Source organism: Mycobacterium sp. 852002-51971_SCH5477799-a, from assembly GCF_001667145.1.
GTDB lineage: Bacteria > Actinomycetota > Actinomycetes > Mycobacteriales > Mycobacteriaceae > Mycobacterium.
Genome location: NZ_LZIF01000104.1, coordinates 22,700 through 34,914, shown reverse-complemented (window position 1 = coordinate 34,914; position 12,215 = coordinate 22,700). Strand labels below are relative to the sequence as shown.

General features: G+C 67.3%; 10 protein-coding genes. All 10 read left to right on the top strand.

What is annotated here, in order from left to right:
• The first annotated feature begins 96 nt into the window (after nucleotides 1-96).
• The 10 genes from A5753_RS15460 to trxA all read left to right on the top strand — a co-directional run bounded on the left by A5753_RS15460 (nucleotide 97) and on the right by trxA (nucleotide 12,151).
• Entirely contained in the window at nucleotides 97-1,626 is a 1,530-nt protein-coding gene (locus A5753_RS15460) for a hypothetical protein (protein ID WP_067129643.1), read from the top strand.
• A gap of 74 nt (nucleotides 1,627-1,700) precedes the next feature.
• Nucleotides 1,701-1,988, top strand: a complete 288-nt coding sequence (locus A5753_RS23935) for a hypothetical protein (protein WP_082971345.1) — start codon at nucleotides 1,701-1,703, stop codon at nucleotides 1,986-1,988.
• Nucleotides 1,989-2,078: 90 nt separating this feature from the next.
• A complete protein-coding gene (locus A5753_RS25215) occupies nucleotides 2,079-2,306 on the top strand; it encodes a hypothetical protein (protein WP_067129641.1) in 228 nt (75 codons plus the stop codon).
• 113 nt (nucleotides 2,307-2,419) lie between these two features.
• The gene (locus tag A5753_RS15450; protein ID WP_067129638.1) at nucleotides 2,420-3,154 is read left to right on the top strand and encodes an NUDIX hydrolase; all 735 of its coding nucleotides are present in this window, start codon (nucleotides 2,420-2,422) and stop codon (nucleotides 3,152-3,154) included.
• Nucleotides 3,151-5,544, top strand: coding sequence for a hypothetical protein (locus A5753_RS15445; protein WP_067129635.1), 2,394 nt, complete (start codon nucleotides 3,151-3,153; stop codon nucleotides 5,542-5,544). Before A5753_RS15450 ends, A5753_RS15445 begins: the two co-directional genes overlap by 4 nt.
• Nucleotides 5,541-9,188, top strand: coding sequence for a lipid II flippase MurJ (locus A5753_RS15440; RefSeq protein ID WP_369829322.1), 3,648 nt, complete (start codon nucleotides 5,541-5,543; stop codon nucleotides 9,186-9,188). The genes A5753_RS15445 and A5753_RS15440 overlap by 4 nt, the downstream gene beginning before the upstream one ends.
• Nucleotides 9,189-9,267: 79 nt before the next feature.
• The gene (sigM, locus tag A5753_RS15435; RefSeq protein WP_067129629.1) at nucleotides 9,268-9,855 is read left to right on the top strand and encodes an RNA polymerase sigma factor SigM; all 588 of its coding nucleotides are present in this window, start codon (nucleotides 9,268-9,270) and stop codon (nucleotides 9,853-9,855) included.
• 69 nt (nucleotides 9,856-9,924) lie between these two features.
• The gene (locus tag A5753_RS15430) at nucleotides 9,925-10,695 is read left to right on the top strand and encodes a hypothetical protein (protein ID WP_067129626.1); all 771 of its coding nucleotides are present in this window, start codon (nucleotides 9,925-9,927) and stop codon (nucleotides 10,693-10,695) included.
• A 95-nt stretch (nucleotides 10,696-10,790) separates the two neighbouring features.
• Entirely contained in the window at nucleotides 10,791-11,801 is a 1,011-nt protein-coding gene (gene trxB / locus A5753_RS15425) for a thioredoxin-disulfide reductase (protein WP_067129623.1), read from the top strand.
• Nucleotides 11,798-12,151, top strand: coding sequence for a thioredoxin (gene trxA / locus A5753_RS15420; protein WP_067129620.1), 354 nt, complete (start codon nucleotides 11,798-11,800; stop codon nucleotides 12,149-12,151). The genes trxB and trxA overlap by 4 nt, the downstream gene beginning before the upstream one ends.
• Nucleotides 12,152-12,215 lie beyond the last annotated feature (64 nt).

Sequence of the window (12,215 nt, the reverse complement as noted above, 5' to 3'; positions counted from 1 at the left end):
TGTGAGGAGCCTCGCACGTCACGAAGGTGAATTGACCCGCTGCTGCGCGTCAGTAGCGTTACGTGCGACAAGAAGGGTGAGCGGCGGGACGATGCGGTGCATCTCCGATACATAAGCAAGGGCGCGCTGATCATGTTCGCGGGTGGAGACCCGTGGAAGATCAACGACACGTTGCAGAGCGGGCAGCCGGCCCAGATCTCAAACCTCGCAAAAGCGTTTCACGACGCCGGGCGATCCACAGGGGAAGCGGAAGCCGCATTCAACCTGGCGCGGAATCGCTTCGACAAAGCCTGGACGCGCGAGAGCGGCGAGAATCCAATCAACGACTCGGCCGAGGTACAACGGGCCACGAACTCACTCGGGGTACAAGCAGCTCAGTTGCCCAGAATCGGTGCTGATATGGAAACCATCGCGGCCGCACTAGCCGAGGCCCAGCGGTCCGGAAAGGGCGAGATTTCGTCGCTCGAAGCAGCGCTCCAAGGGCTTGACGACCAAATTGGTGAGGCAGTCGAGCTCGAGAACGACACTCGGCTAACGGCCTCCGAAAGGCAATTGGTAGAGCACTACATCGATGGACTCGAAAAGCATGCCGTCAACGACACCAAGGCGTCGCTGAGCAAGCTCAACGACATCCGCGGAAAGTACTCTCGGCAGCTGCAAACTTCGCTGGCTAACCTGCGCAACCAGGACGGATATCAGCCACCGATCCAGGCCCTCGGCGGCAACATCCCGGAAGGGCCCCCGCAGCACGTCAATGATGAGGAACGACGGCACAACCAGATCGAGGCGTTCAAGCGGGTCTTCGGTCGCGAACCCACGTCAGCGGCCGACTGGGAAACTGCCGCAGCTCTAGATCCGCAGACCTATGATCCGAAGTTCAAGGGCGCCAAATCGCAGATCGAGGTGGTGAAGATTCGTCCAGTCTCCGGACAGGGAGTCGTGCGCGTCTCGCAGTGGATCGAGCAGCGGGACGTGACGAGTTCTCTTTCAGGTAACCGGGACCTCGGCAACAACCGCCGGCCTGAGCAACATTTCGACCCCGAGGACACCAAGGTAACGACCTACATCGACTACGAAAACGGGCTTGTCATTCTGCGTCAAAACCCTTCTGTCGAAGAGACTTCGACTGGGGCGCCCGGGACGGTCAAGGTAGGCACACCGAAAGGCAGCGTGACTCAGTTAGCCGACGGGTCGGTTCGGATAAAGTACGATGCCGGCAATCCGTTCGCACCGGGATTCACAGCCGACCCGCACGGTCCATTGGCGAACCACACGATCACCGTCAACGGTGATCTGGTATTCACCCCAGGGGCGGGAGGCGTCCAAGTAAATGGCACCCGCACTGATTACCCTTCACTCGAGGTTTATCAGGATTTTCCAGGTGGCAGCACCCGTACCGTACTGATCGACCCAGCTGAGGCGGGTAACTCGGCGGGGCCGATGTTTAACCTTCCCTTCCACCACGACGTCGGCCCACTGGGCGGCAGGGCGTTCGCGCCGTTCGATAGCGGAGGTTGGAACCTTCAATACGACGTGCCCGCGCCGCTGCCGCCGACGGAGTTCGGCCCAGTAACCCACCCGCCGTCGGTTCCTTCGTTGCCAAGCGGAGCAGCAGTCCCAGCCTGATCGTCCGCTGACAGGAAGCTACTCAGATGCCTTCGTTCAACCGCGTGCCACCACTCGATGCCCGCGTCTGGCGCATGGCAACATGGTCGGCACCTTTTATCGTCCAACTGATACTGGCAGCGCTGCTTGTAGTGATGTGGTTGCTGGGCAAGTGGCCGTTCGAAACTCATAGTGCATACGCCGGTGAGCGCGCATGGATGCTGGCTTCAACTGTCAGCACAACCCTCGCGGCGCTGCTAGTCGGCGTCGCGTTCCTGAGGTCGCCAGCACCGCGCAATCGTGGACTTGGCATCAGCATTTCGAGCTGTTCGGCGGTTGTGCTTATCGGCGGAACAGTTTTCGCTTACCTATTCCTGCGCTGAAGGCAACCAATGACTGACAGACCCCATGCGGGCAGACCAGACAATCAATACGGGCCACTCACATTTGCCATAGCCATAGCCCACCTCTTAGTGGTCGGCCTCATCACCTGGCTTATCGCCGTGTCGATGTGGCCGTTCCTCATCTTCGTTCTTCCGGCAACGCTGGCATACGTGGCTGTCAGCGCGCTTATTGCTAGGGCACCAGGCAGATGGGGGCAGGTCGGCCGCGGAATGATGATTGGCAGCCTGTCAGGACCAATCTCAATCCTGATCTTCGTTCCGGCTTTTATCGTCGCCCACGCGATAGGCCCCATCTGACCGAAGTTAAGGGCTAAGCACTGGACGGGACCTGATCCCGCGCCGGCACCTCGCGCCTCAGCCCGCGGCGAGTATCTCCAGGAGAATATGCCGTGCCAGCTACTATCGCTTGGGTGTCGGACGGCGAACAAGGCAAACCGCGTCGGCGCCGGGGGCGGCGCCGGGGCCGTGGCGCCGCGGCTTCGTCCGAGAAGCAGACCACCGGTCAAGCGGCCGGAGACTCGACAGCCACCAAACCGCGCCGATCCCGGGCGTCTCGCGGCGGACCGGAGCAGCTGCGGACCGTCCACGAAACCTCGGCCGGAGGCCTGGTCATCGACGGTCTCGACGGACCGCGCGAGTCTCAGGTCGCCGCCTTGATCGGACGCATCGACCGGCGCGGGCGGATGCTGTGGTCGCTGCCCAAAGGGCACATCGAACTCGGCGAGACCGCCGAGCAGACCGCTATAAGAGAAGTAGCCGAAGAGACCGGCATCCGGGGCAGCGTGCTGGCCGCGCTGGGCCGCATCGACTATTGGTTCGTCACCGATGGCCGTCGCGTCCACAAGACGGTGCATCACTATCTAATGCGTTTCTCCGGCGGCGAGTTGTCCGACGAGGATCTCGAAGTCGCCGAGGTGGCCTGGGTGCCGATGGGCGAATTGCCGTCCCGGCTGGCCTACGCCGACGAACGCCGCCTGGCCCGCGTGGCCGACGAGCTGATCGACAAGCTGCAAAGCGGCGGTCCGGCGTCGCTGCCCCCGCTGCCGCCCAGCTCGCCGCGGCGCCGCCCGCAGACCCATTCGCGGACGCGGCACTCTGACAAACCGGCCACGGGCCGGAAGAACGGCCACGGGCCCGGCCCGTGACAGCTCCGCGTCTGCGGTGGGCCGGCTTGGTGCGTATCGCCGCCGCGCTCGCCATCGTGGCCGGATTTGCGGTGTTCACCGCGCCGGTGATGCCGCGTGCGGCGGCGGGTGAACCGGGCGTGACGCCGTTCGTGCGGGTCCGCATCGATCAAGTCACTCCCGACGTGGTCACCACGACCAGTCCGCCCGTCGTGACCGTCAGCGGCATGGTGACCAACATCGGCGACCGGCCGGTCCGCGACGTCATGGTTCGCCTCGAGCACGCGGGCCCCGTCACGTCCTCCGCCGGTTTGCGCACCACCCTGGACGGTGACACCGATGGATATCAGGCCGCCGCGGATTTCCTCACACTGGCTCCTGAACTGCAGCGCGGACAAGAAGTCGGCTTCACCCTGTCGGCACCGCTGCGCGCCCTGACCAAACCGTCGCTGGGAGCGGAGAAGCCAGGCATCTACCCCGTCCTGGTCAACGTGAACGGCACACCGGACTACGGCGCACCCGCCCGGTTGGACAACGCGCGATTCCTGCTGCCCGTGGTGGGAGTGCCGCCCGACCGCGCCGACGACGTGGGCTCCGCGGTCGCTCCCGACACCTCTAAACCGGTGCTGACCACCATGCTCTGGCCGCTGGCCGACCGCCCTCGGCTGGCTCCCGGCGTGCCGGGCGGAACCATCCCGGTGCGGCTGGTCGACGACGACCTGGCCACGTCGCTGGCCGCCGGCGGCCGCCTCGACATCCTGCTGGCCTCGGCCGAAGTCGCCACCAGTCACGACGTTGACCCCGACGGCGCCGTCGGTCGTGCGCTGTGCCTGGCGATCGACCCGGATCTACTGGTCACGGTTAACGCGATGACCGCCGGCTATGTCGTGTCCAATTCCCCCGACGACTCGGCGCAACTGCCGGGCACCCCCACCCACCCGGGTGGCGGCCAGGTCGCCGCGACTGAATGGCTGAACCGCCTACGCGCCCTGGCGCACCGGACTTGTGTGGCCCCGCTGCCCTACGCGCAAGCCGATCTCGATGCCGTCCAGCGCGTCAACGATCCCGGCCTGAGCGGCATCGCCACCACCAGCGCCAATAGCATCATCGACAAAATTCTGGACGTGTCGTCCATCCGCGGCGCCACGCTGGTGCCGGATGGTCCGCTGACCGGCCGCACGGTCAAGCTGCTCAGCGCCAACGACAACACCGTCGCCATCGCCGCGGCCGACTTATCGGCCGCCGAGGGGCAGGGCTCCTCCGGGAGCGGCGTCGACACCGCACCGCGGCGGTTGTCCCCACAGGTCATGGTCGCGCCGTTCGACCCGGCCGTCGGCGCCGCGCTGGCCGGAGCCGGTACCACCCCCGGGGTGCCGACATACCTGGACTCGTCCCTGACGGTTCGCCTGGGACACGACTCGGCGACCGCGCGTCGGCAGGACGCGCTGGGCTCGATCTTCTGGCATGCGCTCGACCGCGACGAGCCCCGCACCCAGATCCTGGTTCCGCCGTCGACGTGGAATCTGCAGGCCGACGACGCCCAGGTCATCCTGACCGCGCTGACCACCACCATCCGCTCCGGTCTGGCGGCGCCACGCCCGCTGACGGCCGTGGTCGCCGACGCCAATCAGGTTGCACAAGCCCGCGTCGATCTGCAGGGAGAGGTGGGCGCCTACGCCTCCGCACCCGGGCAGTTCACCGACGACGTCACCGCCGGCATCACCGGGCAGGTCGGCCGGCTGTGGGGGTTGACGTCATCGCTGATGACCGACGACCGCACCGGCCTGACCGGCGTCCAGTACACCGCGCCCCTGCGCGAGGACATGCTGCGCGCGCTGAGCCAGTCCGAACCGCCCGACACCCGCAACGGGTTGGCCCAGCAGCGCCTGGTGGTGGTCGGCAAGACGATCAACGACCTGTTCGGCGCGGTGACGATCGTCAATCCGGGCGGCTCCTACACCCTGGCCACCGAGCACAGTCCGCTGCCGCTGGCGCTGCACAACGGCTTGGCCGTTCCGATTCGGGTGCGGTTGCACGTCGATGCGCCACCGGGGATGAACGTCACCGACATCGGCCAGATCGAACTGCCGCCGGGTTACCTGCCGCTGCGCATTCCGGTCGAAGTGAACTTCACCCAGCGCGTCGCCGTGGACGCGACCCTGCGGACCCCGGACGGTTTGCGACTGGGTGAGCCGGTGCGGTTGTCCGTGCATTCCAACGCGTACGGCAAGGTCCTGTTCGCGATCACGCTGTCCGCCGCCGCGGTCCTGATCTTGCTGGCCGGACGACGGTTGTGGCACCGCTTCCGTGGCCAACCCGACCCAGCCGACCTGGACCGGCCCGACCCACCCGATGTCCGGCACGCCGCCGACCCCGCCGATGACCGGGTCGAACAAGAGCACCGAGTATGAACCCCACCCCTCGGCAGGCTCAACCACACCGGCGCCTGCCCGAGCCGTCGCGGCATTCGCGCGTGGCGGGCTCGCCGCCGACCGGTCCGCTGCCGCCCGTCGCCGCCGAAATCGATCGTCGACGCCCCGAGCTGTCTGACGCGGCGCTGGTATCGCGGTCGTGGGCGATGGCCTTCGCCACGTTGATCAGCCGGCTAACCGGCTTCGCCCGGGTGGTGCTGCTGGCCGCGATCCTCGGCGCCGCGTTGTCCAGCGCGTTCTCGGTGGCCAACCAGCTCCCCAACCTCGTCGCGGCGCTGGTGCTGGAGGCGACGTTCACCGCCATCTTCGTGCCGGTGCTGGCGCGCGCCGAGCAGAGCGACCCTGACGGCGGCACGGCGTTCGTGCGACGCCTGGTCACGTTGACGACGACGCTGCTGATCTTCGCCACCGCGCTGTCGGTGGTGGCGGCCCCGCTGCTGGTGCGGTTGATGCTGGGCCGCAACCCGCAAGTCAACGAGCCGCTGACCATCGCCTTCGCCTACCTGCTGCTTCCGCAGGTCCTTGCCTACGGGCTGACATCGGTGTTCATGGCGATCCTGAACACTCGCAACGTATTTGGGCCCACGGCGTGGGCGCCGGTCGTCAACAACGTCGTCGCGCTGATCACGCTGGCGGTGTACGCGCTGGTTCCCGGTGAGCTGTCGGTCGATCCCGTCCGGATGGGCAACGCCAAGCTGCTGGTGCTCGCTGTCGGCACCACGCTGGGCGTGTTCGCCCAAACCGGGCTGCTGCTGGTGGCGCTGCAACGCCAACGCGTCGACTTGCGCCCCCTGTGGGGAATCGACCAGCGGCTCAAGCGCTTCGGCACCATGGCCACCGCCATGGTGCTCTACGTACTGATCAGCCAGCTCGGCTTGGTGGTCGGCAACCAGATCGCCAGCACCGCAGCGGCATCGGGCCCCGCGATCTACAACTACACCTGGCTGGTGCTGATGCTGCCGTTCGGCATGATCGGCGTGACGGTCCTGACCGTGGTCATGCCGCGGCTGAGCCGAAACGCCGCGGCCGACGACACCGAGGCGGTGCTCGGTGACCTGTCGTTGGCCACCCGGCTGACGTTGATCACGCTCATCCCGATCGTGGCGTTCATGACCGTCGGCGGCCCCGCGATGGGCAGCGCCCTGTTCGCCTACGGACATTTCGGAAACGTCGACGCCGGATACCTGGGCGCCGCGATCACCCTCTCGGCCTTCACGCTGATCCCCTACGGACTGGTGCTTCTGCAGCTGCGGGTGTTCTATGCGCGCGAACAGCCGTGGACGCCGATCGTCATCATCCTGGTCATCACCGCCGTCAAGATCCTCGGCTCGGTGCTGGCGCCGCACCTCACCGACGACCCCAAGCTGGTGGCCGGGTTTCTCGGGCTGGCCAACGGCGTGGGATTTCTCGCCGGCGCCGTCATCGGCTACGTCCTGCTGCGACGCGCCCTACTGCCGGCTGGTGGCCAGCTGATCGGCGTCGGCGAAGTCCGGACGATCCTGGTGACGCTCACCGCATCCATGCTGGCCGGATTGATCGCCCATGTGGTGGACCGCCTGCTCGGGCTGGACACCCTCACCGGCCACGGCGGCGCCGGTTCCCTGCTCCGCCTGGTGGTACTGGGGTTGATCATGCTGCCGATCACGGCGGCGGTCATGCTCCGCGCAGAGGTCCCCGAGGCACGGGCGGCGCTGGACGCCCTGCGGTACCGCATCACGGGCCGCGGACCGCGCCCGCGCAAGCCGAGTGCCAAGGATCGATCGTCTCATCGACGGCCGGTCACGTACCCTGAGCAGAGGAATTCGTCCCCGCCTGGGGTAAGTGCGGTCCAGGAGCCGATTCGGCGCAGGCCTCCGGAGCGGGCAAACCGAGCCCGGCTAGCGAAAGGACCGGAGGTGACCGACCGCCCGATGGAGAGCGCAGCCCCCAGCTCTGGGCCTGGCGCAGGCTCAGGTACTCCGCTGCCGCGGCCGATCGCCGACGATTTCCAGCCCGACATTCCCGCCGGCGACCAGCCAAGGACGTCCACTCCGCCGCGCCCATCGGACCAAGCCAACGGTGACATTGCCGGCTCCCGGCATGCACAGCCCCCGTTCGAAGCCCCGCGCGACCGCTCGGCGGATTCCAAGGGCGACGACGTGCACCTTGTCCCCGGCGCCCGCATCGCTGGCGGCCGGTACCGACTGCTGGTTTTCCACGGCGGCGCCCCGCCGCTGCAGTTCTGGCAGGCACTGGACACCGCCCTGGACCGTCAGGTGGCGCTGACCTTCGTCGACCCCGACGGCGCCCTGCCCGACGAGGTCCTACAAGACATCCTGTCGCGCACCCTGCGGCTCAGCCGCATCGACAAACCCGGTATCGCCCGCGTACTGGACGTCGTGCACACCGGCTCCGGCGGCCTGGTGGTCTCGGAGTGGATCCGGGGTGGCTCGCTGCAGGAGGTGGCCGACACCGCACCCTCACCCGTGGGCGCCGTGCGGGCCATGCAGTCGCTGGCCGCTGCCGCCGACGCGGCCCACCGCGCCGGGGTCGCGCTGTCGATCGACCATCCCAGCCGGGTGCGGGTCAGCATCGAAGGTGACGTAGTGCTGGCCTACCCGGCGACCATGCCCGAGGCCAACCCGCAGGACGACATCCGCGGCATCGGCGCCGCGCTCTACGCCTTGCTGGTCAATCGGTGGCCCATCGTGGAGAGCGGGGCTCGCAGCGGGCTCGCGGCGGCCGAACGCGACTCCTCGGGCAACCCTGTCGAGCCTATGTCGCTCGACCGCGATATTCCCTTCCAGATCTCCGCGGTCGCCGTCCGAGCGGTCCAGGAGAACGGCGGAATACGCAGCGCCTCAACGCTTTTGAACCTGCTTCAGCAGGCCACCGCGGTCGCCGACCGCACCGAGGTCCTCGGCCCCATCGACGATTCGCCTTCGCCCTCGACGGCTTTGATCTCATCCGGTCAGGACCAGGCGGCCTTCGCCCGGCGGCGGCGCAACGTGCTCATCGGGGTCGGCGCCGGCCTCGCCGTCATCGTCGTGGCCCTGCTGGTGCTGGCGTCGATCGTGAGCAAGATCTTCGGCAACGTCGGCGGCGGCCTCAATAAGGACGAGCTCGGACTGAACGGCCCCTCGTCGTCATCGTCCGCGCCGGCGTCGTCGAGCGCGCCGCCCGCGGCCGCGGGAAGCGTCGTCAAACCCACCAAGGCGACGGTCTTCTCCCCCGACGGCGACGCCGACAACGCGGGGACGGCCGGGCAGGCCATCGACGGCGATCCCTCGACGGCCTGGGCGACCGAGGTTTACACCGACGCTGTGCCCTTCCCCAGTTTCAAGCAGGGCGAGGGGCTGATCTTGCAGCTGCCCAGCCCTACTGTGGTCGGCCAAGTCAGCATCGATACCCCGAGTAGCGGGACCAAGGTCGAGATCCGCGCGGCATCCTCGCCGACGCCGTCCAGCCTCAACGACACCACCGTGCTGGCCTCGGGCTTCACGCTCAAACCCGGCCACAACGTGATCCCGGTCAGGGCGGGCTCGCCGACGTCGAATCTGCTGGTGTGGATCTCCACGCTGGGATCCACCAACGGCAAGAGCCAAGCCGGTTTTTCGGAGATCACCGTCCAGGCCGCGTCGTGATCCGCAACTGCTGCGACCCACTCACATAAGCCGTTCCAAGTGAAGTGCCGCGCCATAGGCAATTGGTTAATGTCCGGCCGTGGGCTTCGGGAGAAACGCCAAGCACGAGCGCAGTGACGCCGAACTGCTGGCAGCCCATGTGGCAGGCGACCGTCACGCCTTCGGCGAGCTCTTTCACCGTCACCAGCGGCACCTGCACCGGCTTGCCCGGCTGACCACCCGCACGCCCGAGGATGCGGAAGACGCGCTGCAAGACGCCATGCTGTCCGCGCACCGCGGCGCCGGCGCATTCCGGCACGACGCCGCCGTCGGCAGCTGGTTGCACCGCATCGTCGTCAACGCCTGCCTGGACCGGCTGCGCCGCACCAAAGCGCACCCGACCGTGCCGCTGGAAGACATCTATCCGGTGGCCGATCGCACCGCTCAGGTCGAGACCAAGTTGGCGGTGCAGCGCGCCCTGATGCGGCTTCCCGTCGAGCAGCGGGCCGCGGTGGTGGCCGTCGATATGCAGGGTTATTCGGTAGCCGATACCGCCCGCCTGCTCGGCGTCGCCGAAGGCACGATCAAGAGCCGCTGCGCTCGCGGCCGGGTTCGGCTCGCCGAGCTGCTGGGTTATCTCAACGCCGGCACGCACGCCCTGCCCGACGCCGCTGCCGGCCAGCCCTGACCGTTCGACATGCCGGCCCCGCGGGGCTATGCGTGGCCATCGCTGCGTGCATGACGGACACTGTGTCCGATGAATGCAGCGGACGACGATGCGCCGGGTGAACGCGATGCGGGTTCAGACCCACAGCTGACCGTCGAACTGCTCGCCGATCTACAGGCTGGCCTCCTCGACGACGAGGCCGCCGCCCGCGTCCGCAATCAGGTCCGCGCCGACCCCCATGCCGCCGCCGTGCTGGGTGCGTTGAATCGGGTCCGCGGCGACGTCGCCGCCGTGGGCGCCGACGCGGCCTCCGCGCCCGACCCTCCCCCGCAGGTAATGGGCCGGATTGCCGCGGCGCTGCGCTCCGCGCAGCCCGCCTCCGGTGCTGCGGACGGACCGGCAGTCCACTCTGCCCGCCCACACATCCGTCCGGCCCGGACCATCGCCGCCGCCGCGGGCCTGTGCGCGGTGTTCTTCGCGATCGGCTTCGGGACCGTCGCGCTCCTGCATGCTCCCGAACCCGTCCCCGACACCCCTGGAGAGGTCCAGCACATTACGCTGTCGACACCACCGATGAAGATCCCGCTTTCGCAGAACGAGATTCTCGGCCTGCTCGACCGCAGTCCCGACTACGGAACGCTCAACGACCCGGCGCGACGCGCCTCCTGCCTCACGGGCCTCGGCTATCCGGCGTCCACGCCGATCCTGGGTGCGCGAGCGGTCGAGATCAACGCCCGCCCCGGCGTCGTTCTGGTGATACCCGGCGACAGCCCACACAGCCTGGCCGTCTTTGCGGTCTCGCCCAACTGCAGCGCCGCCGATACCGGCCTATTGGCCAACACCCAGGTCCCCCGCCCTTAATGTGGTGCCATACAGCTGGTGCGATACACCCGGGAACAGCCGTGCCTACGCTGGCGTTTACACGGATCCAGAGACGAATCGCTTGAAAGGTTTTCATGACCGCCGACACTGTGCATGACGTGATCGTTATTGGTTCGGGTCCTGCTGGCTATACCGCGGCGTTGTATACCGCGCGGGCGCAGTTGGCGCCGGTGGTGTTTGAGGGGACGTCGTTTGGTGGGGCGTTGATGACGACCACCGAGGTGGAGAATTTCCCGGGTTTTCGCGACGGGATCACCGGTCCGGAGTTGATGGATCAGATGCGGGAGCAGGCGTTGCGCTTCGGTGCGGATCTGCGGATGGAAGACATCGAGTCCGTCTCGCTCGACGGGCCGGTCAAGACCGTCACCACCGCCGAGGGTGAGACGGTGCGGGCCCGCGCGGTGATCTTGGCCATGGGAGCTGCCGCCCGCTACCTCGGGGTGCCCGGCGAGCAAGAGCTGCTGGGGCGCGGGGTGTCGTCGTGTGCGACCTGTGACGGGTTCTTTTTCAAGGACCAAGACATCGCGGTGATCGGCGGCGGGGACTCGGCGATGGAGGAGGCGACGTTTTTGACCCGCTTTGCCCGCAGTGTCACGTTGGTGCATCGGCGGGAGGAGTTTCGGGCGTCGCGGATCATGCTCGAGCGCGCGAAGGCCAACGACAAGATCACCATCGTGACGAACAAGGCCGTTGAGGCGGTCGAGGGTGGGTCCACGGTGACGGGGTTGCGGTTGCGGGACACCGGCACGGGTGAGGTGTCGACGTTGGCGGTGACCGGGGTGTTCGTGGCCATCGGGCACGATCCGCGCTCGGAGCTGGTGCGCGACGTGCTCGAGACCGACCCCGAGGGTTATGTGCTGGTGCGCGGCCGCACCACCAGTACGTCGATCGATGGGGTGTTCGCCGCCGGGGACCTGGTGGACCGCACCTACCGGCAGGCCATCACCGCCGCGGGCAGCGGCTGCTCGGCGGCCATCGATGCCGAACGCTGGCTCGCCGACCACGAAGAGGCCAGCGCCGCCGCGCAAGGCGACGCCACCGAATTTCCGGGCAGTACCGACACATTGATTGGAGCGCCACAATGACCGACGCCGAAAAAGCCGGTGCCACAATAGAAGTCTCTGACGCGTCATTCTCTAGCGACGTGCTATCCAGCAATAAGCCTGTGCTGGTTGACTTTTGGGCAACGTGGTGCGGGCCCTGCAAGATGGTGGCCCCGGTTCTCGAGGAAATCGCCAGCGAGCGAGGCGAACACCTCACGATCGCCAAGCTCGACGTGGACGCCAACCCCGAAACCGCACAGAGCTTTCAGGTGGTCTCCATCCCCACCCTGATCCTGTTCAAAGACGGGCAACCGGTGAAGCGGATCGTCGGTGCGAAAGGCAAGGCGGCACTACTGCGTGAGCTCTCCGACGCGGTTCCCAACCTCGGCTGATTTCGTTTAGTTCGCCGCACCACGCCCCGCGCACAGCCTGCGGTTTTCCCGAATTTACGAAGCG

Bases quoted from the DNA above. Each gene is read 5' to 3' on its own strand.
- A5753_RS23935 (WP_082971345.1), top strand. From the start codon at position 1,701: ATGGCAACATGGTCGGCACCTTTTATCGTCCAACTGATACTGGCAGCG.
- A5753_RS15430 (WP_067129626.1), top strand. From the start codon at position 9,925: ATGAATGCAGCGGACGACGATGCGCCGGGTGAACGCGATGCGGGTTCA.
- trxA (WP_067129620.1), top strand. From the start codon at position 11,798: ATGACCGACGCCGAAAAAGCCGGTGCCACAATAGAAGTCTCTGACGCG.
- trxB (WP_067129623.1), top strand. From the start codon at position 10,791: ATGACCGCCGACACTGTGCATGACGTGATCGTTATTGGTTCGGGTCCT.
- A5753_RS15440 (WP_369829322.1), top strand. From the start codon at position 5,541: ATGAACCCCACCCCTCGGCAGGCTCAACCACACCGGCGCCTGCCCGAG.